We start from the raw sequence: 23,408 nt of genomic DNA on the forward strand, positions 1-23,408 counted from the left end.
GTTTTTATACATGAATAATTTCATCTTCTACCAATAAATCTTCTCTTCTTAATCTTAGGAAAATTTGCGCTACTGCAATTACGTCTTTTTCACAGTAAGTAATAATTCTATCAATGTCATTTTCTATATAAAAAACACGTGCAACCTCACTTCCATCAATATCGTCTTTTGGAGATGGAATTCCTAAAACTTTTGTAAGTAATTTTAACGAAGTAAAGTGCTTGTAATCACCAAATTTCCATAACTCTAAAGTGTCTAGATGTGCTACTTCCCATGGCTTTTTACCAAATAAATTTAGTTTATTTGGCAAAGCAATTCCATTAATAATCATGCGTCGTGCAATAAATGGAATGTCAAACTCTTTAGCATTATGACCGCATAAAACATGTTGAGCTCCGTTGAAATGGGTGTTTAGTAAGTTAGAAAAATCTTGTAATATTTTCTTTTCTTCTCCCCAAAAACTGGTAACACGAAAGTTTCTAATATCTGCTTTATTTACAAAGTAACCGACAGAAATGGTAATGATTTTTCCAAATTCTGCCCAAATACCAGCTCTTTCATAAAAATCTTCAGCAGATACTTCATCTTTTCGTTGGTATTGTGTTTTGTGTTCCCATAAATATCGAGTTTCTTCATCTAAAATTCCATAGTTTTGATGTTCTGGAACAGTCTCGATATCTAAAAATAGAATGTTGTTTAAGTTAATTTTTTCAATCATTTTTATATGGTAAATAGTTAATTTTAAAATACATTATATTTCTTACTTAAGAAGAGTAAAAGTATTGTAAGTAATAAAAAACTTATTCCAAAAAGTAAGTCTTGTTTTCTTTTTCTATTCCTAATAGTTTGTCTTATATCTTTTTTTAATTTTTTTAGTTCAGTTTTAGATATTTCAGAATGCTCGAGATTCTTATCATTTTGCGATAAATTATCTCCAATTAAACTAGATTTTTTATTGCTTATGGATTCTCTTAAAGCAATCTTTTTTGATTTACTAATTTTTTCTCTATTCTTAAAAGCAAAAAAATGGCCACTCATCTTTTTTATTTTTTCATTTTCAACATTTCGTACGTTTCTTCAATATATAAATATAAATCCTCGCTATGTGGATCGTATGAAGTTTGAACACCTTTTAAATGGCCTAATCTAACAATAATTAACTCGTCTTCGGGAATTACAATTACAAATTGACCTAAATGGCCACGCATATAATATAAATCTTTTCCTAAAAAGTTATGCATCCACCATCCATAGCCATATTCAGGGCTATTTTCAAATCGAGGTGTTACACATTTTTTAACAAAAGTACTATCTAGTAATTGTGTTCCGTTCCATTTTCCATTATTTAAATATAATTTTCCAAAACGAGCAAAATCTCTAGCATTACTTCCTATGCAGCAGTATGCTTTTTCGATTCCGTTTGGAGCTTCATCAAGTTGCCAAAGTGCTTCGTTTTCAGCACCCATAGGTTTCCAAAAGTGTTTTGAAACATAATCAGATAAAAATTCTCCGGTTGCTTTTTCAATACACATTGCAAGTAATTGAGTAGCCCCACTTAAATACTTAAAAGATTGTCCGGGTTTTTCATTTATTTCTAAACCTAAAATCACATTTTTTAAATTATCATCAAAATAAGCACGAGTTACAATTGAAAACGGACTGTAATATTTTTCATCCCAACTCAATCCAGATGCCATAGAAGATAAATCACCTAAGGTTACGTCTTTTGCATAATTACTTTTTAATTCTGGAAAAAAATCGGTTACTTTTTGATCTAAACTTTTGATTTTCCCTTCCATAATGGCTTTTCCCATTGCCATAGTAACAACACTTTTTGCCATAGAAAAGGAATTGGTTTTTGAGTTTTTATTAAATCCATCAAAATAACTTTCATGCCATATACTATCGTTTTTAATAATAAGAAATGCAATAGTTTGTAGTTCTTTATGTGTTTTTTGAAGTGTTTCTGTTGCTGGAACAGTATTGTAATCACGAGCTATTGCCCAAGGTTGTGCTATTCCCTTTTTGATTTTTCTATTTGGAAATTCTTTATAATCTTCTAAAAATGCGGTAGTATATCCTTTAAAATATATTGTTTTTACTGCTCGTAAAAGATAATCAACATTAAAAATGTACATTAATAGAACAATACTTGCCAAAACTATAGCAAACCATTTAAAGAATTTTAGAAGAAATTTCATGAGCTATTTTTATAAAATTGTGTTATAAAAGTAGCAAAAAGCGATTTGATTTTATAAAAATCTAAAATAAACTTTCTTGTTTTGATGGATTTTCGTGCTCAAGCAACCATTTTTTACGCCATAACCCACCAGCATAACCAGTTAGAGATCCATCTTTTCCAATTACGCGATGGCAAGGAATTATAATCCATAGAGGGTTTTTTCCATTTGCAGAAGCAACTGCTCGAATCGCTTTAACATCTCCTAATTTTTTCGATAATTCTAAATAAGAATAAGTTTTTCCATAAGGTATATGTAATAATTCTTCCCAAACTTTTTTCTGAAAATCTGTTCCCTTTGGATTAATAGAAAACGAAAACTCTTTTATTGTACCTTTAAAATAGCCATTTAGTTCTTCAACTGCGAGTTGAAATTCTTTCGGAATATCTTTAGATACTTCAATTACATCATCTAGAATTTGAACTTTTGAAATTCCATTTGCATCACCAGTAATTATGGCATTTCCTAAAGGTGTTTTAATCACAATTGTTTTCATAATAAAAAATAAAAAAACCACCTAAATAAATAGGTGGTTAAATAAGATGTAAAAGCTGAATTAATAATATTTTTAAGATTTAATCTCTTCTTTTTTAACAGTTGCTGGTTCTAGAACTTTTCCTTTAAAAGATAAAGTTTTAACAGCCTCAGTTCCGTTTTCATTAGTTGTAATCGTTACTGATTTTTGGAAAACACCAACATTTGCAGCATTAAAAGTAGCCGCTACCATTCCTTTTTCTCCTGGTTTAATTGGAGTTTTTGTATAATTTGCAGCAGTACAACCACAAGCTGGTCTAACATTAGTAATTAAAATAGTTTCTTTTGTATTGTTAGTAAAAGAAAACTCATAAGTTGCAGGTTTTCCTTTTTCAAGATCACCAAAGTCATGCATTTCTTGATCCCATTTAATTACAGATTGAGCAGGAGTAACTGGAGCTTTAACATCAGCAGGAGCTACTTGCATAGCTTTAGCTGTTTCTGTTTTAACTTCTTTTAAAGGAGCAATTTTTGCGTCTTTTACCTGAGCAAATGAAGCACTAACGATAAATAATGCTGCAATTGATAATTTAATTGATTTCATAAGGTATAATTTTTTTAGTTATTTTAAATTTGTTATACAAAACTAAAAAACTTTTATATTGGTCTTGTTAATTAAATTTTAATGATTGTTAACGACATGTTAATAGTAATTTTTAAAACCGCTTTTTTTGTAATATCGAACTCATTATGAAATTTAATAGATTTAATACTGTAATATTTATAGGATTCTTAGCCATTGTAGGTGTAATTATTATGCAATTGTTTTTGCTTAATCAGGCCTATATTTTTGAGAAAAAGGATATGGAAGATAAAATCCATTTCGCTTTACAAGATGTTGTGGAAAAAATCTACTTTGATAATAAGTCTGAATTACCAATTACAAATCCAGTAAAAAAAGTTTCTGAAAATTACTTTATTGTAAACGTAAATGATGTTTTTGAAAACCGAATTTTAGAGCAATATTTAAAACTTGAGTTTGAAAAAGTAAAATTAGAATTGGACTTCGAATATGCCATTTATGATTGTGGTTCTGATGAAATGGTTTATGGTAATTATATTTCTATAGACGGGAAATCGGAAAATTTTTGTGCAGATTGTTTTTCAAAGAATAGTAATTTAACCTATTATTTTGCTGTTCGATTCCCTAATTTAAAGCAAACTTATTTTAAAAGCATATCTCAATATTGGATCTTTACAGGCGTTTTGTTTTTAGTATTAATTATTTATGTGTATTCTGTTTTTTTAATGTTACAACAAAAAAGATATACAGATTTGCAAAAAGATTTCATTAATAATATGACACACGAATTTAAAACTCCTTTGGCTTCTATTTTAATTGCATCTAATTATGCAAGTGCTCAAAATGAAATAAAAGAAAACCCAAAATTGGCAAAATATATTCAAATCATTATAAGTCAGAGTAACAAATTAAATCAACATATCGAAAAGATATTAACCGTAGCAAAAACAGAAACGAAACAAATTTTAATTCAAAAAAAGATAATAGATGTAATTTCTGCTTTTGAATTAGTTAAAGATAATATCCTTTTAAAGTATCATAATAATATCCAAATAAATTTTGAATCGGAAAACAAATTTCAAATTTTGGCTGATGAGTTTCATTTTTACAATATGGTTTATAATATTTTAGATAATGCTGTAAAATATTCTAAGTCTGATGCTGTGATTGATGTTTTAATTAAAGAAAATCCAAAAGGGTTGCTATTAAAATTTAAAGATAATGGTGTTGGAATTCCTGAAAATGATTTACCTTTTGTGTTTGATAAATTTTTTAGAGTAGCACGAGAAGATAGTAAAGATATTGAAGGATTTGGAATTGGACTTTCGTATGTAAAGCGCGTTTGTGAATGGCATAAGTGGAAAGTTTTTGTTACAAATAATGAAGATAAAGGGATTACAGTAACAGTTCAATTAAATAAAAACGATTATGAGTAAGAAGCGAATTTTGTATGTAGAAGACGATGAAACTTTAGCGTTTTTAACTGCCGATAATTTAGAACAACACTTTGATGTAACGCATTGCAATAACGGAAAAGAAGCTTTTCAGTTATTTTGTAACGAAACTTTTGATTTGTGTGTTTTAGATATTATGTTGCCTGATATGGATGGCTTTCAAATAGCTACCGAAATTAGAAAACGAAATCAGGAAATTCCAATTATTTTTCTTTCGGCAAAAACCATGAAAGAAGACCGAATTAAAGGCTTAAAATTAGGAGCCGATGATTATTTGGTAAAACCCTATTCTATAGAAGAATTAATTTTAAAAATAGAAATTTTCTTAAACCGAAGTCAAAAGTCTGCCGATAATAAAACTACTCAAAAAGAATATAATTTTGGGAGTTTTCATTTTGAACCCGAGAATTATTTGTTGAAAAATGACAGCCAAAAAATCACGTTAACTGAAAGAGAAGCATCATTACTTAAATTGTTTTTAGACAATCCAAACACGGTTTTAAAACGTGAAAAAATATTGATGGAATTATGGGGTAATGATGATTATTTTCTTGGTAGAAGTTTAGATGTTTTTATTTCCCGATTACGAAAAATCATAAAAGAAGAAACCCACGTGAGAATTGAAAACATTCCGCGCGTGGGCTTTAAATTGGTAGTTGAGTAAATTATAATTACTCGAAACTCATCATATACATTTCTAATGCTTTGCGTTCTTCGGCCGTCATGGCTTTCGTAATAGCAAAGTTGGTTTTCATTGTTTCATATTGTATTGGGTCAACAATTGGTCCTGTTTCCTCATTAATAAAAGAGGCTATACTCGCATTTTTTTCTTTGTAAATTTTAGCAATCTCTTTTATAGATGGTCCAATTACCTTAACATCAGTTTTATGGCAAGCAATACAAGTTCCTTTTCCTTCAAAAAGTTCTTGCCCTTTTGCTAATAATGGATCAACCGAAGTTTTAGCGGATGTCTCAGTTTTTTCTTCAACAGGATTTCCGTAAGCATCCGTTTCTTTTTTTTCGCCACAACTCGTTATGGAAAAGACTATTATAAAAAAGACAAACGATTTTAATATAAGTTTCATTTTAAAATTATTTATTTAATAAAATGGCCGCTTCTTTAGCAAAATAGGTTGATATCAAACTAGCACCAGCTCTTTTAATACACATTAATTGTTCCATCATAATTTTATCATGGTCTAACCAACCTCTTTCAGCAGCCGCTTTTATCATGGCATATTCTCCAGAAACATGAAAAACCGTTACTGGAACATCAACAGCATTTTTTACTTCACGAACGATATCTAAATAGGCAATTCCGGGTTTTACCATAACCATATCGGCTCCTTCTTCCACATCCCACAATGCTTCTTTAACCGCTTCAATTCGATTGGCATAATCCATTTGATAGGTTTTTTTGTCTTTCGGTACTTCTATAGGCTCAGCATCTACATCGGCCTCTTTTGGAGCCGAATCTAAAGCATCACGAAACGGACCATAAAAAGCAGAAGCATATTTAGCCGAATAACTCATAATCCCCACATTATGAAATCCAGCTGCATCTAAACCTTGGCGTAAACGTAAAACACGACCATCCATCATATCGCTTGGCGCTACAAAATCGGCGCCAGCTTTTGCATGAGAAACTGCCATTTTTACCAAAGCATCATTGGTAGCATCATTTGCAACATCGCCTTTTTCAATAATTCCATCGTGACCATAAATCGAATAAGGGTCTAAAGCTACATCGGGCATTACAATCATTTCAGGACAAGCCGTTTTAATAGCTCGAATGGCTCTTTGCATCAAACCATTATCGTTCCAAGCTTCTTTTCCAGTATTGTCTTTTAAATCATCACTAACTTTTACATAAATGTTCACCGCTCGAATTCCTAAAGTAAAAAGTTCTTTAACTTCTTCTACAGTTAAATCAATCGAGCGACGAAAAATGCCGGGCATGGATGGAATTTCAACTTTTACTTTTTCACCTTCTGCAATAAACATTGGAAACATAAAATCACTAGGACTCAATGTTGTTTCGCGTACTAAACTTCTTATAGATTCGTTTACTCTTAAACGACGACCTCTGTGTAATGGGAACATAATTTATTATATTTGAAGCAAAGTTAAAAAATATATAGGTTATATGCCTTTTAAAGAATTAAAGTTTTGTTATAATTGGAGAACTTATCAAGAAAAATTTCTTTCTCAATTTGAGTCTCATATTCATGATAATCATCTTCATGTGATTGCACCTCCGGGTTCTGGAAAAACCATTTTAGGCTTGGAAATAATGCGCCGAATGAACAAGAAAACTTTAATTTTGAGTCCAACTTTGACCATCAGAAATCAATGGAATGAAAGACTTCAAAGTTTTTTTTCAAATAATTCTAATTTTGAGAATTACTCTTTTGATATCAACGAACCTAAAGATGTAATTTTTTCGACCTATCAATCTTTGCATTCTTTTTTTAAAAAATGTAAATCCAAAGAAGATTATTTTGAATATTTCGAGAAAAACAAAATCGAAGTTTTAATTTTAGATGAAGCGCACCATCTTAAAAATGAATGGTGGAAATGTTTGTATGAATTAAAAGAACATCAAAAACAAACGGTTGTAGCTCTAACGGCAACTCCTCCATACGATAGTGATGCATTAGAAGTAACTAAATATTTCAAACTTTGTGGTGATATAGATGATGAAATTGCAATTCCTGATTTAATTAAAGAAGGCGATTTATGTCCGCATCAAGACTATGTTTATTTTTCTAAACCAACAGATATAGAAATAAATTTTATAACTGATTTTAGATTAAAGGTGGCTTCATTTTTTGATTCGCTTGAGTTTAATTCTGAATTAATTAGTGTTATTGAAAATCATAGATTTGTTAAAAAAGCACCTTTATTTACCTCTGAAATATATAACAACCCAGAATATTTTTCGGCATTATTAATTTATCTAAATCATTGTAAAAAAGAGATAGCAATTGAAAATTTTTATATCTTAGGATTTGATAAGAAAGATAAGATTGAAATTCCAAATTTTGATTTGCAATGGGCTCAAGTATTGCTTCAAAATTTACTATTTAGCGACAGAAAAAATTTAATTGATGAAGAAGTTTTTCTTGAAAAGCTTGAAAATAATGTTAGAAAAATTCATGCTATTGAAGAAGGATTTGTTGATTTTGTTGGAACAAAAAAATTATATCGTTCACTATCTAACAGTAGTAGTAAACTTTCGAGTATTGTTTCGATTATCGAAAATGAAAGAAGAAATTTAGTTGAGAACTTAAGAGCTGTAATATTAACAGATTATATAAAAAAGGAATTTTTAACCGTTTCCAATGATGAAGAAATTGATAGGTTAGGAGTTCTTCCGATTTTTCATAGATTAAGAAAGATTTTACCTAAAAATGAAATAGCTGTCTTAACAGGTTCTATTGTAATTGTTCATAACGATTTAAAAAATGAAATATTAGAGCAGATTGAATGTTCTTTTGAATCTTTAGAAGTTGATAGTGAATTTTATGTTATTAAAATTAATGGTTCTTCCAATCAAATAGTTAAAACGATTACCAATTTATTTGAGCAAGGTAAAATTAATGTGGTTATAGGAACCAAATCTCTTTTAGGAGAAGGTTGGGATGCACCATCCATAAACACTTTAATTTTAGCTTCATTTGTTGGTTCGTTTGTATCTTCAAATCAGATGCGAGGTAGAGCAATACGTTCATTAAAAGGAAATAAAAATAAAACAGGTAACATTTGGCATTTAGTCTGTTTAGATTCGTCTGATAAATATGGAGGAAGTGATATTGCTACTTTAAAAAGAAGATTTGATTCTTATGTAGGTATTTCAAGTAAAGAACCCATCATTATTGAAAGTGGAATAGATCGATTAAATTTACCAACGTACTTTGATAATTTCCAATTTGAAACTTTTAATGAAGAAACTTTAAAAGCATCTGAAAATAGAGGTTTTTTAATTAAAGCTTGGAGCAAAGCAGTTACTAAAGGAGCATTATTAACAAGAGAAATCAAACAATATTACCAAGGTGAAAATGAATATCAGGTTGAAAAACAACAAAAATTTAAAGATGTAGTTAAAACTTCATTTGCAGAAATCACTATTGGTTTATCATTATTTTTACCACAGTTTTTAATCAAAAATTTGAATGTTTTATTAACTAAAGGAATGTTAGCCTTTATTTATGCGTTAATAACAGGATTGGGAATTACTTTTGGTGTTAGGTCATACAAAGCAATAAAGGCATATATTCAGTTTGGTTATTTGCATAAAGATTTAGAAAAAATTGGACAAGCTCTTGTTGATGCTATGATTGAAAACAACTTTTTTGCAACTTCAAAAAATCAAATAACATTACAATCTTATTTAAATCCGAATGGAGATGCTATTATTTCAATAAAAGGGGTTTCAGAATTTGAAAGTGCTTTATTTATAAATGCAATAGAACAAATTATTCAGCCCATTCAAAACCCAAGATATTTGATTGTTAAGACCAATTGGTTTAGGAAAAATTTTGAGATTGAAAATTATTATTCAGTACCTGATATTTTCGGCGATAAGAAAGCTAATATTATAGTTTTCGAAGAACATTGGCAAAGACATGTTGGAAATTCAAAAATTATATACACAAGATTTCTGGAAGGTCGAAAATTATTGTTGAAAGCACGAATGTTTCATATTAGTAACAGTTTTAAAGAAACCACCAAAAAAGCTGTAATTTGGAATTAAATAAATTTAAAAAAAATCATTGTTTATTTATCAACTTAATTTTTTCATAAACTTCTTTTACTTTTTTTGGTGGATTAAATCGATAGCCAATTGTAAATTTAAAGGTAGAGAAATTATCATTTAATCTGATTTTTGCATTAGTATCTTGAACAAAATCAGTAAAATTTAAATTGATAAAACTAAAAAATGAATCCACATTATACCCAATTTTAAAACTTCCCGTTACTTCGTATAATGGAGAAACGTCTCCGTCTACATCATTAAATCCAAAGCCAGGAGAAAGTCCAGCAGAAACTAAAAACTTTTCTTTTATGACTAAATTGTAAAAATAGGAAGCCGAAAGTGTTGCTAAATAAACATCACTATGTTCGCCGCCACTTCCATCGTTGAGATCAAAATTGGTATAATAAAAACTTAAATTTGGAATAAAACTTCCTGCGCTTTTGGTTTGCCATTCTTTTTGATTGGCAATGGTTTTAAACGAAAATTTATCATTAAAAACATAAGAAGTTGTACCGCCAATTTTTGTAGTTCTTAATCTAGGTAAAAACAGGGTTACATCATCTTCTATATAAAATCCTTTCTGATTAATAAACGTGATGGACTGCATCCATTTTTTATGATAAAAACGGGTGCTGATGGTAAATAATTTGGAATCTGAATTGTCTTTGTTTTCATCAAAAAATTGAGGCGAAAATCCATAACTCACATCAATAAATTTATAGCTAAGATTTGCGCCAATTTGTGCTCTTCGATTTGGAATTAAATTTAAATGTTTGTCTTGTCCACCAGCATCAAACAGAAATTCAAAACTGTTAGAAGTATCTATAAAATATAAACTACTGGTTACTTTTTCGTCATATGATTTAAAAAAAGGAGATGACAACGAGTCGTTCTGAGCCACTCCAAAAAAAGTGCCTATAAAAAAAAACAGGGAGCTTAATTTTATACCCATTCAACAGGTTTTGCTAATACTTTTAGTAATTTTTCTTCCTCGCTTCCTGGTTCCGGATGATGGTCATATACCCATTGCACATGTGGTGGTAAACTCATCAAAATACTTTCAATTCTTCCGTTTGTTTTTAGTCCGAAAAGAGTGCCTTTATCATGAACCAAATTGAATTCCACATAACGACCACGACGAATTTCTTGCCAAGTGCGTTGTGCATCCGTATAAGGTAAATCTTTTCTTTTTTCCACAATTGGAACATACGCTTGTAAGAAAGAATTCCCAACTTCAGATACGAAATTGAACCAATCTTCCATCGACATTTGCTCGGTTGCTTTTAAATAATCGAAAAACAACCCGCCAATTCCTCTGGCTTCAAATCGATGTGCGTTCCAAAAGTATTCGTCGCACTTCTTTTTATAATTAGGGTAAAATTCAGGATTATGTTTGTCGCAAGCATTTTTACAGGTTTGATGAAAATGTTTGGCGTCTTCTTCAAACAAATAATAGGGTGTTAAATCTTGTCCGCCACCAAACCATTGGTTGATGATGTTGCCGTTTTCGTCATACATTTCAAAATAGCGCCAATTGGCATGAACCGTTGGCACCATTGGATTTTTAGGATGAATCACCAAACTCAATCCGCAAGCGAAAAAGTCCGCTTCTCCTACACCGAACATCTTTTGCATAGTATCGGGTAATTTGCCATGAACGGCGGAAATATTTACACCACCCTTTTCAAAAACATTCCCGTTTTCAATTACACGTGTTCGTCCACCACCACCTTCTGGTCGCTCCCAAACATCTTCTCTGAATTTGGCGCTACCATCAATAGTTTCTAATCCTTCACAGATTTGATTTTGTAAGGTTTGTATGTAGGTGTAGAATTTATTTTTCATGTTCTAATTCATATAATTCCATATCCAATGGAGTTTCATTTGGAGGTGTGTATTCATTTAAAAGTGTTGTTTTCCATTCGAAACCACATTTTTCTGCAACTTTACAACTTCCAATATTTGTTTTATGAGCAATAATTTGAAATTTATTGAATCCTAAAACTTCAAATCCATATTTTGAGGTTAGCGCAATAGCTTTTGACATCCAACCTTTGTTTTCGTATTCTGTACTTATACAATAAGCAAATTCACCTTGTTTGGTATCCCAATTTATTTCTTTGATGATAATCAAACCTGCTATTTTTGAATTTGAAATATCTTTAATTCCAAAAGTAAATTCAGATTTTAAAGTGATTTCTTTTCTTTTTTCTTCAATATAACTTAAACTATCAGCAAAGGATTGATTTTTTGACAACGTAATTGGAAAGTACCGTTTAAAGTTATCAAAATTCAAAACCATCATTTCAGATAAACTTTTTGCGTCATCTGCTTGTAAAGTGATTATATAAAATGAATCGGTTTCTATCATTAGTTATAAAAAATTACTTCTTGTACTCTTTAACCGCCTCAACAAACGCCTTAGCATGATCCACAGGGATATTTGGTAAAATTCCGTGACCTAAGTTGACGATGTATTTGTCTTTTCCGAATTCGTCAATCATTTCGTGAACCATTTTTTTGATGGTTGGTATTGGAGAAAGTAGTCGACTTGGGTCAAAATTTCCTTGTAAAGTGATATCACCACCCGTTAAATAACGCGCATTTCTTGGTGAACACGTCCAATCTACTCCAAGTGCTGATGCTTTTGATTTTGCCATGTCGTTCAAGGCAAACCAACATCCTTTCCCAAAAACAATTACTTCCGTTTCTTCAGCTAAAGCTTCTACAATTTGATTAATGTATTGCCATGAAAATTCTTGATAATCTACTGGAGACAACATTCCGCCCCAAGAGTCAAAAATCTGAATCGCATTACAACCTGCTTTTACTTTTTCTTTTAAATATAAAATCGTCGTATCGGTAATTTTTTGCAATAATAAATGTGCCGCTACCGGGTTTGAAAAACAAAATCCTTTGGCTGTATCAAAACTTTTAGAACCTTTTCCTTCTACTGCATAACAAAAAATTGTCCATGGCGAACCAGCAAAACCAATTAATGGTACTTCGTCGTTCAGCATTTCTTTAGTTAATTTTACTGCATCCATCACGTAACCTAAAGTTTCGTGAATATTCGGCACAAAAACCTGATTTACTTGTTCGGCTGTTCGAATTGGATTTGGAATTATCGGACCTAAATTATCTTTTAATTCTACATGAATTCCCATAGCTCTTGGTACCACCAAAATATCAGAAAATAAAATGGCAGCATCTGGTTTTACAATTCGAATCGGTTGTACTGTGATTTCAGCCGCCAATTCTGGAGTTTCGCAACGTGTAAAAAAATCATATTTATCGCGTAATGCTCTAAATTCTGGCAAATATCTTCCTGCTTGACGCATCATCCAAACTGGTGGACGTTCAACAGTTTCTCCTTTTAATGCTCTTAAAAATAAATCGTTCTTTAACATGATTTTTGTTTTTCCGACTAGACAGGTTTTAAAAACTATCTGGTCTTGTTTATTTGTAATATTTTATGACTTCATTAATCACATTTTCAACTGTTGGTTGCGATGCAATTATTATATTTTTATGACCCAAAATTTCGGGGATATTTTCTAATGCTTTTGCGGTGGTTGTGCCGATACAAAAACACGTTTTATTTTCTAATGTATTGTTTTCTAAAAAGCTATTTACACCTGATGGACTGAAAAACAAAACGCCATCAAATTTTTCTTTTACTTGATGTGGTTTCGGTTTGGTTTCATAAACGATAACTTCGTTGTATGCAATCTTATTTTGTAGAAAATAATTTGGAATTGTATTTTTTCTAATATTTCCACAGAAGAAGATAAACGAATTGCTTTTGTATTTTGAATCGATTATTTGAATCAAATCTTCGGCATAATCAGCACTTTCAATAACGGAGAAACCTTTCTTTTCGAGAAACCTTTTGGTCTTACTTCCTACACACAAACAAGAAATGGAATGAACGTTTTTTACATCCGATTTTAAAACACTTTTTACTGCTTGTTTACTCGTAAAAATGAAGTAATCCTTTGGTTGAGGTGTTTCAAATGAAATGGATTTAGTTTGAATAAAATTTTTCTCTACAAGTACAATTTTAGCATCAGCAAATTTCTTTTTTAATGCTTTTGGTAGTTTTTTTGTAGCGAGAATCGTAACCATTATTAACTTCTAATTTGATGTTCTTCCTGATCCTGACAATAGGTTTCAATATCTTTATTATATCCATAAACTACTAAAATATCACATTCTAAAACAACTGTTTCAGGATTTGGACGACCAATTGATTCTTTTACAATTGTTTTTTTTCCAATTAAATTACGTTTTTCTCTTTTGCGAATAATAGTAATAAGAGTTAAATGATACGTATCTATAGAATCTAATTCACCTAAAGTTTTTCCGTAAAATTCTGGTTTGGCTTTAACTTCTGAAATCGTATAATTATCATCTAATTGATAGTTTTCTAAAGTAGATTTAAAATTAATTTGCTTGGTTAATCTGTCTGCAGATTCTTGCTCAGGATGAATAATGCTGTGAATTCCCATTGCTTCTAATACGGTGTCGTGAATAGGAGATAAAGCTCTACTAATAATTTTCACGTCACTTAATTTTTTAATAATGGCAGTTGTAATAATGGCAGCACCTTCATTTTCTCCAATGGCAACAACAACTTTATCAGCATCTTTTAAAGGAACTGCTTCATAAGCTAATTCATTAGTAGAATCCATACAAATGGCATGAGAAATTTTATCTTTTACAAGATTTACTTTGTCCATTTGTTTGTCTATTCCTATTACTTCGTTTCCAGTTTCTGTTAGTGATAATGCTAACGACATTCCGAAGTTTCCAAGGCCAAAAACTATTATTTTCATAAAAATAATATTAGTTAATTAAAATATTTTCTTTTGGATACTCATAAAATTGATGATTTAACTGACGTAATAAACCAATCATTAAATTGAGCATTCCTATTCTTCCAACAAACATGACAATAATGATAACATATTTGCTAGGTTCTGATAATGTTGGGGTAAAGTTTAAACTCAAACCAACAGTACTATATGCCGAAAAACATTCAAAAACAACCGTTAAAAGCGGTGTGTCTTTTGGTTCAAAAATTAATAAAGCCATAATAGCAATTCCTATTACTATTAACGAAATACATAGAATTGCAAAAGCTCGAGAAGTTGATTCACTTGTAATTCTTCTTCCTAAAAATTGGATTCTACTTTTACCTCTTGCTACAGCAAAAATATTTAAAGTTGCTAATGCAAATGTACTGGTTTTAATACCACCACCTGTTGAAGCAGGCGATGCTCCAATCCACATTAAAAAGATTATAAATAATAAAGAGGGTACAGTCATTTCTGTAAAATCGATAACATTAAATCCGGCTGTTCTAGGTGTAACAGCATTAAATGCTGCATTGGTAATTTTCCCAAATAGTGTTTTATGAACTAATAACGTATTGTTGTATTCAGAAATAAATAGGAAAATCCAACCCACAAGTAACAAAATAATTGTTGTATAAATTACTATTCTTGTGTTTAGAGTAATAATTCGGACTTGTTTGTGAATTCTTTTTTTATCAAAAAATTCTAAAACATGTGTTTTGATATATTGATAGAAGTTAAATATAATGTTATGACCCAATCCTCCAAAAATAATTAAAATCATTATTATCCATTGAAAGCCATAATGAAAACGAATACTTTCATCATATAATCCGCTAGAAAAAATAGAAAAACCAGCATTACAAAATGCCGATATAGAATGAAATAATGAAAAGAAGAATTTATTAGAAATAGTATTATTGTCTAATATGGTGGTGTAAATAAAAATGGACCCTATTATTTCTACCGAAACAGTAAAAATAACAACATTAAGAGCGGCTCTAAAAACATCTTTTAAACCTTCTTGAGCGATAAAGTCTTTCGTGTTTAAACCTTCTTTAAATGACGAACTTCCTCTAAAGAAAAAGGCAAAAAATGAAGTGAAAGTTAAAATACCAATTCCGCCAAGTTGAATTAAAACCAAAATTATAGATTGACCAACAAATGTAAAATCGTTTGCCGTATCTACAACAGCTAAACCTGTAACACATACAGCACTTGTGGAAGTAAAAATCGCATTAGTAAACGATATTCCGTTTGTGGTTGCACTTGGCAACATTAATAAAAAAGCTCCTGTTAAAGCTAAAATCACAAAACTCCCAACAAATACAATTGCCGGATTAAAGTAAATATCATATATGTGACGAACTAAAACCAACAATCGAATTAAGAAATAAAAGATAAGTCCGCCTTCTAAAATGGGTTTAATTTTTTGTAAAACATATTGTATTGGAAATTCGATATTTAAAATAGCAATAATACCAGAAAAAGATAAGATTCCCGATAATAATATGAAATTAGCCAAAGCAACTTTTTTATTGCTTTTATATTTATAAGTAAAAAATTTAAAGGCATTAAAAGCAAGTAAACCAAGACTTAAAATTAGTAAGCCAATTACATGAGGAGAATTATAGTTTTCTTCAAAATCGTATCCAAAATCAAAAACTATAAAGAGCAATACAATAATATCAAAAAACCGATATAAATAATTAAGTAATGATTCTTTCTCCATTTAGAATGTGTTATTTTTTTAAATCAAGACGAATACTTTCCATTAAAGCAGCACCGCCATTGTTTAAAATTTCTTTAGCACAATCAGCGCCAAAGTTCTTATAAGAATCAAAATTACAACTTTTTTTGATTATGTGTTTTTCTTTTCCGTTTAAAGAAAACAAAACACCCTCAAATTCAATATTTTCTGTAGTAAATTTAGCCAATGCACCAATAGGAGCAGTACAGCCACCTTCTAATGTTTTTAAAAATTGTCTTTCTATAAAAGTACAAATTTCGGTTTCTCTATCATTTAATTTTGCTAAAGCTTCAGTGCAATAAGTATCTTTTTCCATTGCAACCACAACCATTGCGCCTTGAGCAGGAGCAGGAGTCATCCAGTCTAAATCGATATAATTTTCGGGTTTAATGTTAATTCGCTCTAAGCCAGCAGCAGCAAACACTGCACCATTCCATTCACTTTCATTTAATTTTTGCATGCGCGTATTTACATTCCCACGTAAATCAACCACCTTATGATTTGGATATTTATTTAACCATTGTGCTTGTCTGCGCAAACTTCCTGTAGCAATAGTTCCTGATGAAGTTAAAAAATCTAAATTGCCTTTGTGAACTAAAATATCTAGGGTGTTGGCACGTTCTAAAACAGCCGCTTGCACAATCCCAATTGGTAAAGCGGTAGGAACATCTTTCATAGAATGAACGGCAATATCTACTTGACCATTTAACATGGCAATATCTAAAGTTTTAGTAAAAATTCCGGTAATTCCTAATTCGTATAAAGGCTTGTCTAATATAATATCTCCTTGAGATTTTACGGCAATAATTTCAGTTTTATAACCTAAATCGTTTAATTTTTTTTGAACAGTATGTGCTTGCCAAAGTGCTAATTCACTGTCTCTTGTGCCAATTCTAATAATTTTACTCATTACTTTACAGCCGTTTCTATTTGAAAAATCTTTTCAATCCATTCAATACTTTCGTCTACCATAGTTTCGTCATCTTTTAAATGATTTGCAAAATGGTTTGTAATTTTTTGAATTATTCTTGCACTGATTAATTCGGCTTGTTCCTCATCAAAGTTTGAAATTTTCTTACGTTGAAAATTCAATTCACCATCTTTAATAGAATTCAATTTTGCTTTTAAAGCATGAATTGTTGGCGCAAATTTGCGTTGTTTTGTCCAAGCTAAAAATTCATCTTTAATTTCTTCAATAATTGCTTCGGCAGCAGGAATATGTTTTTTTCTGTTTTCTAATGTTTCATCTGTCATTTCTGCCAATTGATCCATATGAACTAGTGTAACAGCATCTAATTCTTTAACGTTTTCATTCACGTTTTTAGGTATCGATAAATCTAAAATTAATAAAGGTTTTTTCAGATTTAAAATGGCTTTATCTACGGTAGGATTTAAGGCTCCAGTTGCTACAACTAAAACATCTGCTTTTTGAATTTCCAATTGTAAATCGGCGTAATCTTTTACAATTACGTTTAGTTTATTGGCAATTTTTTCAGCTTTGTCTTTGGTTCTATTAATTAAGGTAATGTGTTCGTGCTTAGTATGTTTTACTAAGTTTTCACACGTATTTCTTCCAATTTTTCCGGTTCCAAAAAGTAATATATTTTTGTTTGAAATATCTTCAACATTTTTAAAAATATATTGCACAGATGCAAAGGAAACAGATGTTGCTCCTGATGAAATTTCAGTATCGGTTTTTATTTTTTTACTGGCCTGAATTACCGCATTAACTAATCGTTCTAAAAAGTTGTTAGCAAGATTAAGTTCTTTACTTTGTACAAATGCATTTTTTAATTGACTTATAATTTCAAAGTCACCAAGAATTTGACTATCTAAACCAGTTCCTACACGAAACATGTGTGCAATAGCTTCGTTATTTTTATATACAAAAGCTACTTTTTGAAAATCTTCAACTGTTCCTTGACTGTTTTCGCAAAGTAATTTGATTAATTGAAATGGATGTTGAGCAAAACCATAAATTTCAGTTCGATTACATGTTGATGTAACCACTAAACTTTCCAATCCTTCTTCTTTTGCCTGAAGTAATAAATTTAGCTTAGCGTTATCATCTAAGCTGAATTTACCTCTCATTTCAGCATCGGCTTTTTTATAACTCAAACCAATTGCATAGAATGTAGGATGTTTCGCAAATGTGTTGTTTTCCATAGTTTTTACTCTTTCCTAAAAGTTTAGCAAAATTATTAGACTATCATTTATAAAAGTAACGCTCAAAGTACTTTTTGTGTCGATAAAAGATATTTTACATCTTATTCATCTTTTTAGCGTTATTTCTATTAAATTTGTAGCAAAATCAAGTGTTTCGAATTTAACTATGTAGAATAATTCTAAATAACAATTTGATTTTTGTATGTAACTATATCCGAAAAAATATCGCTATGGGTTCTCAAGAAGAAATTAAAATTGAAAATGATTTTATTTTATATCTTTTTCAAAATGATGGAGACGAAATGTATCGAATTCAAAAACCTGTAAATCAAGGTTTTATTCAGTTTCATTTTGGGTTAAAAGGAAAAGGAAAATTTATCTTTAATCAAGGAAGTTATGCTTTGGATTTAAAAGAAGAAAAGTCCCTTTTGTTTTATAATCCGCAAAAAGAATTGCCCTTAAATCTAGAATTAGCTCCACATACTTGGGTGGTTTCGGTTATTATTTCTATCAAGAAATTTCACGGTTTGTTTTCATCACAAGCAGAACATATTCCGTTTTTGAGTGAAGATAATAAAGATAAAAAGTATTATAAAGAAAACGATATTAGCCCATCAATGGCTATTGTATTGAGTCAATTATTCCATTACAATTTAAATTCGTTTATTAAAAACTTGTATTACAAAGGAAAAGGGTACGAATTATTGAGTTTGTATTTTAACCGTTCCGAAGACCCAAATGCAGAGCAATGCCCGTTTTTAATTGATGAAGAAAATGTGTTAAAAATTAAAAAGGCTAAAGAAATAATGATTTCAAGCATGGCAGAACCACCAGGGTTAGAAGAGCTATCAGATCAAGTGGGGCTAAGCTTGAAAAAATTAAAAATGGGTTTCAAACAAATTTACGGCGATACTGTTTATGGCTTTTTATTCGAATATAAAATGGATTATGCCCGACAATTGCTTGATAGTGGTTCGTATAATGTAAACGAAGTAGGTTTAAAAATAGGATACAGCACAGGAAGTCATTTTATTGCCGCCTTTAAAAAGAAATTTGGTACTACACCAAAAAAATATCTAATGAATTTGAACACGAATGTATAAAACCACTTGATATCAATTTCGAATATCAAACAATTAATAAAAAAATGATAATTTAAAAAGTAAAATAATCAAATTAATTACTTTTATAAAAAAAAACCGCCAAATGAAAGGAGTATTATTAGTAAATTTAGGATCGCCAGAAAGCCCAACAGCAAAAGATGTTAAGCCTTATTTAGATGAATTTTTAATGGATAAATACGTAATAGACGTTCCGTTTTTATTACGTGCTTTATTAGTTAGAGGAATTATTTTGCAAACGCGTCCTAAAAAATCTGCCGAAGCCTATGCAAGAATTTGGACAGATGAAGGTTCGCCTTTAATTGTGATTTCAAAAAAAATGCACCAAAAGGTTCAAAAATTGGTTGATGTTCCAGTTGCTTTGGCAATGCGATATGGAACAATAACTATTCAAAAAGGTTTGCAAGAATTAAAAGATAAAGGTGTTACCGAAGTAATGTTGATGCCTTTATATCCGCAACATGCTATGGCTTCAACCACTACTATTTTGGTTTTGGCAGAAGAATTGCGCTTGAAGCATTTTCCAGAAATGACGTTTACTAATGTTCCAGCATTTTATAACAAACCCGATTTTATTCAGGCATTAGCAAATTCTATTAAAAAACACTTAGATGGATTTGAATATGATCATTTATTGTTTTCGTATCACGGAATTCCAAAACGTCATATTCGTAAAACAGATGTCACTAAATCACATTGTAAAATAGATGGATCTTGTTGTAACACACCTTCACCAGCACATGAGTTTTGCTACCGTCATCAATGTTACGAAACCACAAAACAAGTTGTAAAATTATTAGGAATTCCAGAAGGAAAATATAGTCAAACCTTTCAATCGCGTTTAGCAGGAGATAAATGGTTAACGCCTTACACGGATGTTGAAATTAACAAAATGCCTGAGCAAGGAATTAAGAAATTAGCAGTTGTAACTCCGGCTTTCGTTTCCGATTGTTTAGAAACTTTAGAAGAAATTGCAATGGAAGCTAATGAACAATTTTTACATCATGGAGGCGAAGAATTTATGGCAATTCCATGTTTAAACGACGACGATGAATGGTGTGGTGTGGTGGCAAACTTGATCAAAGATTTCCAAAAATAATAAAGATAAAAGAACAAAGAAAAAGACTTCTAAATGGAACTTTACAACTACATAAAATCACTTCATTTAATTTTTGTAATCACTTGGTTTGCGGGGTTGTTTTATATTGTTCGTTTGTTTGTGTATCATGCAGAAGCCAAACAAAAACCACAACCCGAACAAGATATTTTAATTAAACAATATCAATTAATGCAATACCGTTTGTGGTATATTATTACTTGGCCAAGTGCTGTTTTAGCTAGTGTTTTCGCTTTTTGGATGTTGTTTTTTACACCATTAGGACAATCTTGGTTGCAAATGCCATGGATGCATGTAAAGTTGGCATTTGTTTTGTTGTTATACATTTATCATTTAAAATGTCATCAAATTTTTAAGCAATTGCAAAAGGATGAAGTTAAACATTCTTCTGGATTTTTTAGACTTTGGAACGAGGGTGCTACCCTAATTCTTTTTGCAGTAGTATTTTTAGTAATTTTAAAGAATGCTATCAACTGGATTTTTGGAGTTCTGGGAATTGTTGCTTTTTCGCTACTTTTAATGATAGGATATAAATTTTATAAAAAAATTAGAGAAAAAAACAACAGTTAATTGTTGCTAAATAAAATGGACAGAATATTTAATTTTAAAAATCTTTCTTTACGTGTAAGAATCTTTCTATCCATGATATTCTTAACATTGATAGCTTCTATACTTATTGCAACGGTTTCTATTTATCAATTTAGAAAAGAAGCCCGAGAGTATCATCAAGACAGATTAGAACGAAAAGAAACTGCCATTGCAGAACATATAAATTACGTGCTTCAAACCACTACTTATCCGTTAAGTACCGAAAATATTCCGCTTATATTTAAGGAAAAGATTTTCGAATTAGCCGATATTCACAGCATGGAAATTAATTTTTTTGATTTAAAAGGGAAACTTTTAATTTCATCAAAAGCTATTTTTAAACTAGATAAAGACAAGCCTAAAATTAACCCATCAACATTAAGAATTATTCAATCTTCATTAGATAAAAGATATATTGAATTTTCAAAAATTGAAGGACAATCTTTTCGTTCTTCCTATACTTATTTAAAAGATACCAAGTTTAAACCTATGGGAATTTTAAATTTGCCATATGAAGAAAATACTGAGTTTTATGATAATGAAGTTCAAAATTTCTTAATTCGATTTGGACAAGTTTATGTGTTCATGTTTTTAATTTCAATAGTTCTTTCATACTTTTTGTCTAGTTATATCACAAAATCATTAAAAATCATTAGTGATAAAATGCAAGAAACACAATTAAATCAGCGCAATGAAAAAATTGTAATTGAAGACGGTAGTAAAGAAATTAATTTGTTAATCAAATCTTACAATAATATGGTGGATAAACTTGAAGAAAGTGCCACTATTTTAGCACAAAGCGAAAGAGAGCAAGCCTGGAGAGAAATGGCAAAACAAGTAGCACACGAAATTAAAAATCCGCTTACTCCAATGCGATTAACAGTGCAAAGTTTTCAACGTAAATTTGATTCAACCGACGTTAATATTTCAAAAAAATTAGACGATTACACTAAAACAATTTTACAACAAATTGACACCATGAGTTCAGTAGCAAATGCTTTTTCTAATTTTGCTACTATGCCAGCCCAACAAAACGAAACTTTAAATGTAGTGTATATTGTTAAGATGGCATTGGAAATTTTTAACGAAGATTTTATACAATTTTCAGCTTTAGAAGACGAAATTATTGCCAAATTAGATCGCACTCAATTGATTCGTGTTATTACTAATTTAGTAAAAAATGCAGTTCAAGCCATTCCGGAAGAGCAAGAAAACAAAATGGTTTTTGTTACTGTTTTTAGACAAGATAACGAAGTTAAAATAGCCGTAAAAGATAATGGTAAAGGAATTTCTGAAGAAAATATTGAGCGTGTTTTTGAACCAAAATTCACCACAAAATCAAGCGGAATGGGACTTGGTTTGGCAATTATTAAAAATATAATAGAAAATTATAACGGAACAATTACCTTTGATACACAATCTAATGAAGGAACTGAGTTTTTGGTTTCTTTTCCAATAAATGATAATAAATAATTAAAAAATGGAAAATATTCTTATTGAAAAACAAGACGCAATTGCGGTTATAACCATTAATAGACCTACAAAATTGAACGCTTTAAACAAAGCTACAATTCAGGAGTTACATGATGGATTTAAAACTTTAAATGAAGATGCTGCTGTAAAAGCAATAATTATTACAGGAAGTGGAGAAAAAGCATTTGTTGCAGGTGCTGATATTTCTGAATTTGCTGATTTTTCAGTAGAAGAAGGAGGAAAATTAGCCGCTGAAGGTCAGGCGTTATTGTTTGATTTTGTTCAAAATTTACAAACACCAGTTATTGCAGCAGTTAATGGTTTTGCTTTAGGTGGCGGATTAGAATTGGCTATGTCTTGTCATTTTAGAGTAGCTTCTGATAATGCAAAAATGGGATTGCCAGAAGTAACGTTAGGAGTTATTCCAGGTTATGGAGGAACTCAGCGTTTAGCGCAATTAGTAGGAAAAGGTCGTGCCATGGAAATGATTATGACAGCTGGCATGATAGATGCAGAAACCGCTAAAAATTACGGGTTAGTAAATCATGTTGTATCACAAGCAGAATTACTAGATTTTACAAAAGGAATTGCTGCTAAAATCACTAAAAATTCTAGTGTTGCTATTGCAAAAGCAATTCAAGCTATAAATGCAAATTATATTGATGGTGTAAATGGTTACGAAGTTGAAATTGAGAATTTTGGTGCTAGTTTTGGAACTGAAGATTTTAAAGAAGGAACAACAGCATTTTTAGAAAAAAGAAAAGCAATATTTCCTGGTAAATAAATAGAAACCCAATATTAAACATGCCTCAAATAGTCAGATA

General features: G+C 30.4%; 24 protein-coding genes. 8 read left to right on the top strand and 16 right to left on the bottom strand.

What is annotated here, in order from left to right:
• Positions 1-4: 4 nt before the first annotated feature.
• From GFJ99_RS01180 to GFJ99_RS01200, 5 genes are all read right to left on the bottom strand, one after another.
• Positions 5-718, bottom strand: a complete 714-nt coding sequence (locus GFJ99_RS01180) for a 3'-5' exonuclease (protein WP_153207178.1) — start codon at positions 716-718, stop codon at positions 5-7.
• A gap of 23 nt (positions 719-741) precedes the next feature.
• Complete coding sequence (locus GFJ99_RS01185; RefSeq protein WP_153207179.1) at positions 742-1,038, bottom strand: hypothetical protein; 297 nt, start codon at positions 1,036-1,038, stop codon at positions 742-744.
• A gap of 5 nt (positions 1,039-1,043) precedes the next feature.
• Positions 1,044-2,201: a serine hydrolase gene (locus GFJ99_RS01190; protein WP_153207180.1), complete on the bottom strand. Its 1,158-nt coding sequence runs from the start codon at positions 2,199-2,201 to the stop codon at positions 1,044-1,046.
• Between the two features lie 61 nt (positions 2,202-2,262).
• Entirely contained in the window at positions 2,263-2,736 is a 474-nt protein-coding gene (locus GFJ99_RS01195) for a methylated-DNA--[protein]-cysteine S-methyltransferase (protein WP_153207181.1), read from the bottom strand.
• Between the two features lie 72 nt (positions 2,737-2,808).
• On the bottom strand, positions 2,809-3,318 hold the full coding sequence (locus GFJ99_RS01200) for a DUF1573 domain-containing protein (RefSeq protein WP_153207182.1): 510 nt from the start codon (positions 3,316-3,318) through the stop codon (positions 2,809-2,811).
• Between the two features lie 146 nt (positions 3,319-3,464).
• Here GFJ99_RS01200 and GFJ99_RS01205 point away from each other — a divergent pair, with 146 nt between their 5' ends.
• Both GFJ99_RS01205 and GFJ99_RS01210 read left to right on the top strand, forming a co-directional pair.
• Positions 3,465-4,733, top strand: a complete 1,269-nt coding sequence (locus GFJ99_RS01205; protein ID WP_153207183.1) for a sensor histidine kinase KdpD — start codon at positions 3,465-3,467, stop codon at positions 4,731-4,733.
• Positions 4,726-5,415 carry a response regulator transcription factor gene (locus tag GFJ99_RS01210; RefSeq protein WP_153207184.1) on the top strand — a complete coding sequence of 230 codons (690 nt, stop codon included), beginning with the start codon at positions 4,726-4,728 and terminating at the stop codon, positions 5,413-5,415. The genes GFJ99_RS01205 and GFJ99_RS01210 overlap by 8 nt, the downstream gene beginning before the upstream one ends.
• Before the next feature lie 7 nt (positions 5,416-5,422).
• Here the strand turns inward: GFJ99_RS01210 and GFJ99_RS01215 are convergent, their stop codons facing one another.
• Together GFJ99_RS01215 and hemB are read right to left on the bottom strand one after the other, a co-directional pair.
• The gene (locus GFJ99_RS01215; RefSeq protein WP_153207185.1) at positions 5,423-5,836 is read right to left on the bottom strand and encodes a c-type cytochrome; all 414 of its coding nucleotides are present in this window, start codon (positions 5,834-5,836) and stop codon (positions 5,423-5,425) included.
• A gap of 7 nt (positions 5,837-5,843) precedes the next feature.
• Entirely contained in the window at positions 5,844-6,854 is a 1,011-nt protein-coding gene (gene hemB / locus GFJ99_RS01220) for a porphobilinogen synthase (RefSeq protein ID WP_153207186.1), read from the bottom strand.
• Between the two features lie 43 nt (positions 6,855-6,897).
• Between hemB and GFJ99_RS01225 the strand changes: the two genes are divergently transcribed.
• Positions 6,898-9,507, top strand: coding sequence for a DEAD/DEAH box helicase family protein (locus tag GFJ99_RS01225; protein WP_153207187.1), 2,610 nt, complete (start codon positions 6,898-6,900; stop codon positions 9,505-9,507).
• Between the two features lie 16 nt (positions 9,508-9,523).
• Here the strand turns inward: GFJ99_RS01225 and GFJ99_RS01230 are convergent, their stop codons facing one another.
• The 9 genes from GFJ99_RS01230 to hemA are packed head-to-tail and all read right to left on the bottom strand — an operon-like array spanning position 9,524 to position 18,285.
• On the bottom strand, positions 9,524-10,411 hold the full coding sequence (locus GFJ99_RS01230) for a DUF4421 family protein (protein ID WP_370513982.1): 888 nt from the start codon (positions 10,409-10,411) through the stop codon (positions 9,524-9,526).
• A gap of 41 nt (positions 10,412-10,452) precedes the next feature.
• Positions 10,453-11,355, bottom strand: coding sequence for an oxygen-dependent coproporphyrinogen oxidase (gene hemF, locus GFJ99_RS01235; RefSeq protein ID WP_153207189.1), 903 nt, complete (start codon positions 11,353-11,355; stop codon positions 10,453-10,455).
• Complete coding sequence (locus GFJ99_RS01240) at positions 11,345-11,881, bottom strand: GNAT family N-acetyltransferase (protein ID WP_153207190.1); 537 nt, start codon at positions 11,879-11,881, stop codon at positions 11,345-11,347. Before GFJ99_RS01240 ends, hemF begins: the two co-directional genes overlap by 11 nt.
• 13 nt (positions 11,882-11,894) lie before the next feature.
• Positions 11,895-12,920, bottom strand: a complete 1,026-nt coding sequence (gene hemE, locus GFJ99_RS01245; protein WP_008255560.1) for a uroporphyrinogen decarboxylase — start codon at positions 12,918-12,920, stop codon at positions 11,895-11,897.
• A gap of 49 nt (positions 12,921-12,969) precedes the next feature.
• The gene (locus tag GFJ99_RS01250; RefSeq protein ID WP_153207191.1) at positions 12,970-13,638 is read right to left on the bottom strand and encodes a uroporphyrinogen-III synthase; all 669 of its coding nucleotides are present in this window, start codon (positions 13,636-13,638) and stop codon (positions 12,970-12,972) included.
• Between the two features lie 2 nt (positions 13,639-13,640).
• A complete protein-coding gene (locus GFJ99_RS01255) occupies positions 13,641-14,348 on the bottom strand; it encodes a TrkA family potassium uptake protein (RefSeq protein ID WP_153207192.1) in 708 nt (235 codons plus the stop codon).
• 10 nt (positions 14,349-14,358) lie between these two features.
• Positions 14,359-16,101, bottom strand: coding sequence for a TrkH family potassium uptake protein (locus GFJ99_RS01260; RefSeq protein WP_153207193.1), 1,743 nt, complete (start codon positions 16,099-16,101; stop codon positions 14,359-14,361).
• 10 nt (positions 16,102-16,111) lie between these two features.
• On the bottom strand, positions 16,112-17,029 hold the full coding sequence (gene hemC, locus GFJ99_RS01265) for a hydroxymethylbilane synthase (RefSeq protein ID WP_153207194.1): 918 nt from the start codon (positions 17,027-17,029) through the stop codon (positions 16,112-16,114).
• Positions 17,029-18,285, bottom strand: coding sequence for a glutamyl-tRNA reductase (gene hemA / locus GFJ99_RS01270; RefSeq protein WP_153207195.1), 1,257 nt, complete (start codon positions 18,283-18,285; stop codon positions 17,029-17,031). The genes hemC and hemA overlap by 1 nt, the downstream gene beginning before the upstream one ends.
• A 230-nt stretch (positions 18,286-18,515) precedes the next feature.
• Between hemA and GFJ99_RS01275 the strand changes: the two genes are divergently transcribed.
• The 5 genes from GFJ99_RS01275 (at position 18,516) to GFJ99_RS01295 (ending at position 23,368) form a co-directional block, all read left to right on the top strand.
• Positions 18,516-19,388: an AraC family transcriptional regulator gene (locus tag GFJ99_RS01275; RefSeq protein WP_153207196.1), complete on the top strand. Its 873-nt coding sequence runs from the start codon at positions 18,516-18,518 to the stop codon at positions 19,386-19,388.
• 103 nt (positions 19,389-19,491) lie between these two features.
• Positions 19,492-20,505: a ferrochelatase gene (gene hemH / locus GFJ99_RS01280; protein ID WP_153207197.1), complete on the top strand. Its 1,014-nt coding sequence runs from the start codon at positions 19,492-19,494 to the stop codon at positions 20,503-20,505.
• A 33-nt stretch (positions 20,506-20,538) separates the two neighbouring features.
• Entirely contained in the window at positions 20,539-21,093 is a 555-nt protein-coding gene (locus tag GFJ99_RS01285) for a CopD family protein (RefSeq protein ID WP_153207198.1), read from the top strand.
• 72 nt (positions 21,094-21,165) lie between these two features.
• Positions 21,166-22,584 (top strand): PAS domain-containing sensor histidine kinase, encoded by a 1,419-nt coding sequence (locus GFJ99_RS01290; protein WP_153207410.1) that lies wholly within the window; start codon positions 21,166-21,168, stop codon positions 22,582-22,584.
• A gap of 7 nt (positions 22,585-22,591) precedes the next feature.
• Positions 22,592-23,368 (top strand): enoyl-CoA hydratase/isomerase family protein, encoded by a 777-nt coding sequence (locus GFJ99_RS01295; RefSeq protein WP_153207199.1) that lies wholly within the window; start codon positions 22,592-22,594, stop codon positions 23,366-23,368.
• The last annotated feature ends 40 nt before the right edge of the window (positions 23,369-23,408 follow it).

Origin of the sequence: Flavobacterium sp. LMO6, assembly GCF_009495795.1 — a bacterium.
GTDB lineage: Bacteria > Bacteroidota > Bacteroidia > Flavobacteriales > Flavobacteriaceae > Flavobacterium.

What these genes read in the sequence shown, in the direction of transcription:
- GFJ99_RS01285 (WP_153207198.1), top strand. Translation starts at nt 20,539, where the DNA reads ATGGAACTTTACAACTACATAAAATCACTTCATTTAATTTTTGTAATC.
- GFJ99_RS01295 (WP_153207199.1), top strand. Translation starts at nt 22,592, where the DNA reads ATGGAAAATATTCTTATTGAAAAACAAGACGCAATTGCGGTTATAACC.
- GFJ99_RS01250 (WP_153207191.1), bottom strand. Translation starts at nt 13,638, where the DNA reads ATGGTTACGATTCTCGCTACAAAAAAACTACCAAAAGCATTAAAAAAG.
- hemF (WP_153207189.1), bottom strand. Translation starts at nt 11,355, where the DNA reads ATGAAAAATAAATTCTACACCTACATACAAACCTTACAAAATCAAATC.
- GFJ99_RS01260 (WP_153207193.1), bottom strand. Translation starts at nt 16,101, where the DNA reads ATGGAGAAAGAATCATTACTTAATTATTTATATCGGTTTTTTGATATT.
- GFJ99_RS01205 (WP_153207183.1), top strand. Translation starts at nt 3,465, where the DNA reads ATGAAATTTAATAGATTTAATACTGTAATATTTATAGGATTCTTAGCC.
- GFJ99_RS01180 (WP_153207178.1), bottom strand. Translation starts at nt 718, where the DNA reads ATGATTGAAAAAATTAACTTAAACAACATTCTATTTTTAGATATCGAG.
- GFJ99_RS01195 (WP_153207181.1), bottom strand. Translation starts at nt 2,736, where the DNA reads ATGAAAACAATTGTGATTAAAACACCTTTAGGAAATGCCATAATTACT.
- GFJ99_RS01290 (WP_153207410.1), top strand. Translation starts at nt 21,166, where the DNA reads ATGATATTCTTAACATTGATAGCTTCTATACTTATTGCAACGGTTTCT.
- hemE (WP_008255560.1), bottom strand. Translation starts at nt 12,920, where the DNA reads ATGTTAAAGAACGATTTATTTTTAAGAGCATTAAAAGGAGAAACTGTT.
- GFJ99_RS01225 (WP_153207187.1), top strand. Translation starts at nt 6,898, where the DNA reads ATGCCTTTTAAAGAATTAAAGTTTTGTTATAATTGGAGAACTTATCAA.
- hemC (WP_153207194.1), bottom strand. Translation starts at nt 17,029, where the DNA reads ATGAGTAAAATTATTAGAATTGGCACAAGAGACAGTGAATTAGCACTT.
- GFJ99_RS01185 (WP_153207179.1), bottom strand. Translation starts at nt 1,038, where the DNA reads ATGAGTGGCCATTTTTTTGCTTTTAAGAATAGAGAAAAAATTAGTAAA.
- hemH (WP_153207197.1), top strand. Translation starts at nt 19,492, where the DNA reads ATGAAAGGAGTATTATTAGTAAATTTAGGATCGCCAGAAAGCCCAACA.
- GFJ99_RS01275 (WP_153207196.1), top strand. Translation starts at nt 18,516, where the DNA reads ATGGGTTCTCAAGAAGAAATTAAAATTGAAAATGATTTTATTTTATAT.
- GFJ99_RS01255 (WP_153207192.1), bottom strand. Translation starts at nt 14,348, where the DNA reads ATGAAAATAATAGTTTTTGGCCTTGGAAACTTCGGAATGTCGTTAGCA.
- hemB (WP_153207186.1), bottom strand. Translation starts at nt 6,854, where the DNA reads ATGTTCCCATTACACAGAGGTCGTCGTTTAAGAGTAAACGAATCTATA.
- GFJ99_RS01215 (WP_153207185.1), bottom strand. Translation starts at nt 5,836, where the DNA reads ATGAAACTTATATTAAAATCGTTTGTCTTTTTTATAATAGTCTTTTCC.
- GFJ99_RS01200 (WP_153207182.1), bottom strand. Translation starts at nt 3,318, where the DNA reads ATGAAATCAATTAAATTATCAATTGCAGCATTATTTATCGTTAGTGCT.
- GFJ99_RS01210 (WP_153207184.1), top strand. Translation starts at nt 4,726, where the DNA reads ATGAGTAAGAAGCGAATTTTGTATGTAGAAGACGATGAAACTTTAGCG.
- GFJ99_RS01190 (WP_153207180.1), bottom strand. Translation starts at nt 2,201, where the DNA reads ATGAAATTTCTTCTAAAATTCTTTAAATGGTTTGCTATAGTTTTGGCA.
- hemA (WP_153207195.1), bottom strand. Translation starts at nt 18,285, where the DNA reads ATGGAAAACAACACATTTGCGAAACATCCTACATTCTATGCAATTGGT.
- GFJ99_RS01240 (WP_153207190.1), bottom strand. Translation starts at nt 11,881, where the DNA reads ATGATAGAAACCGATTCATTTTATATAATCACTTTACAAGCAGATGAC.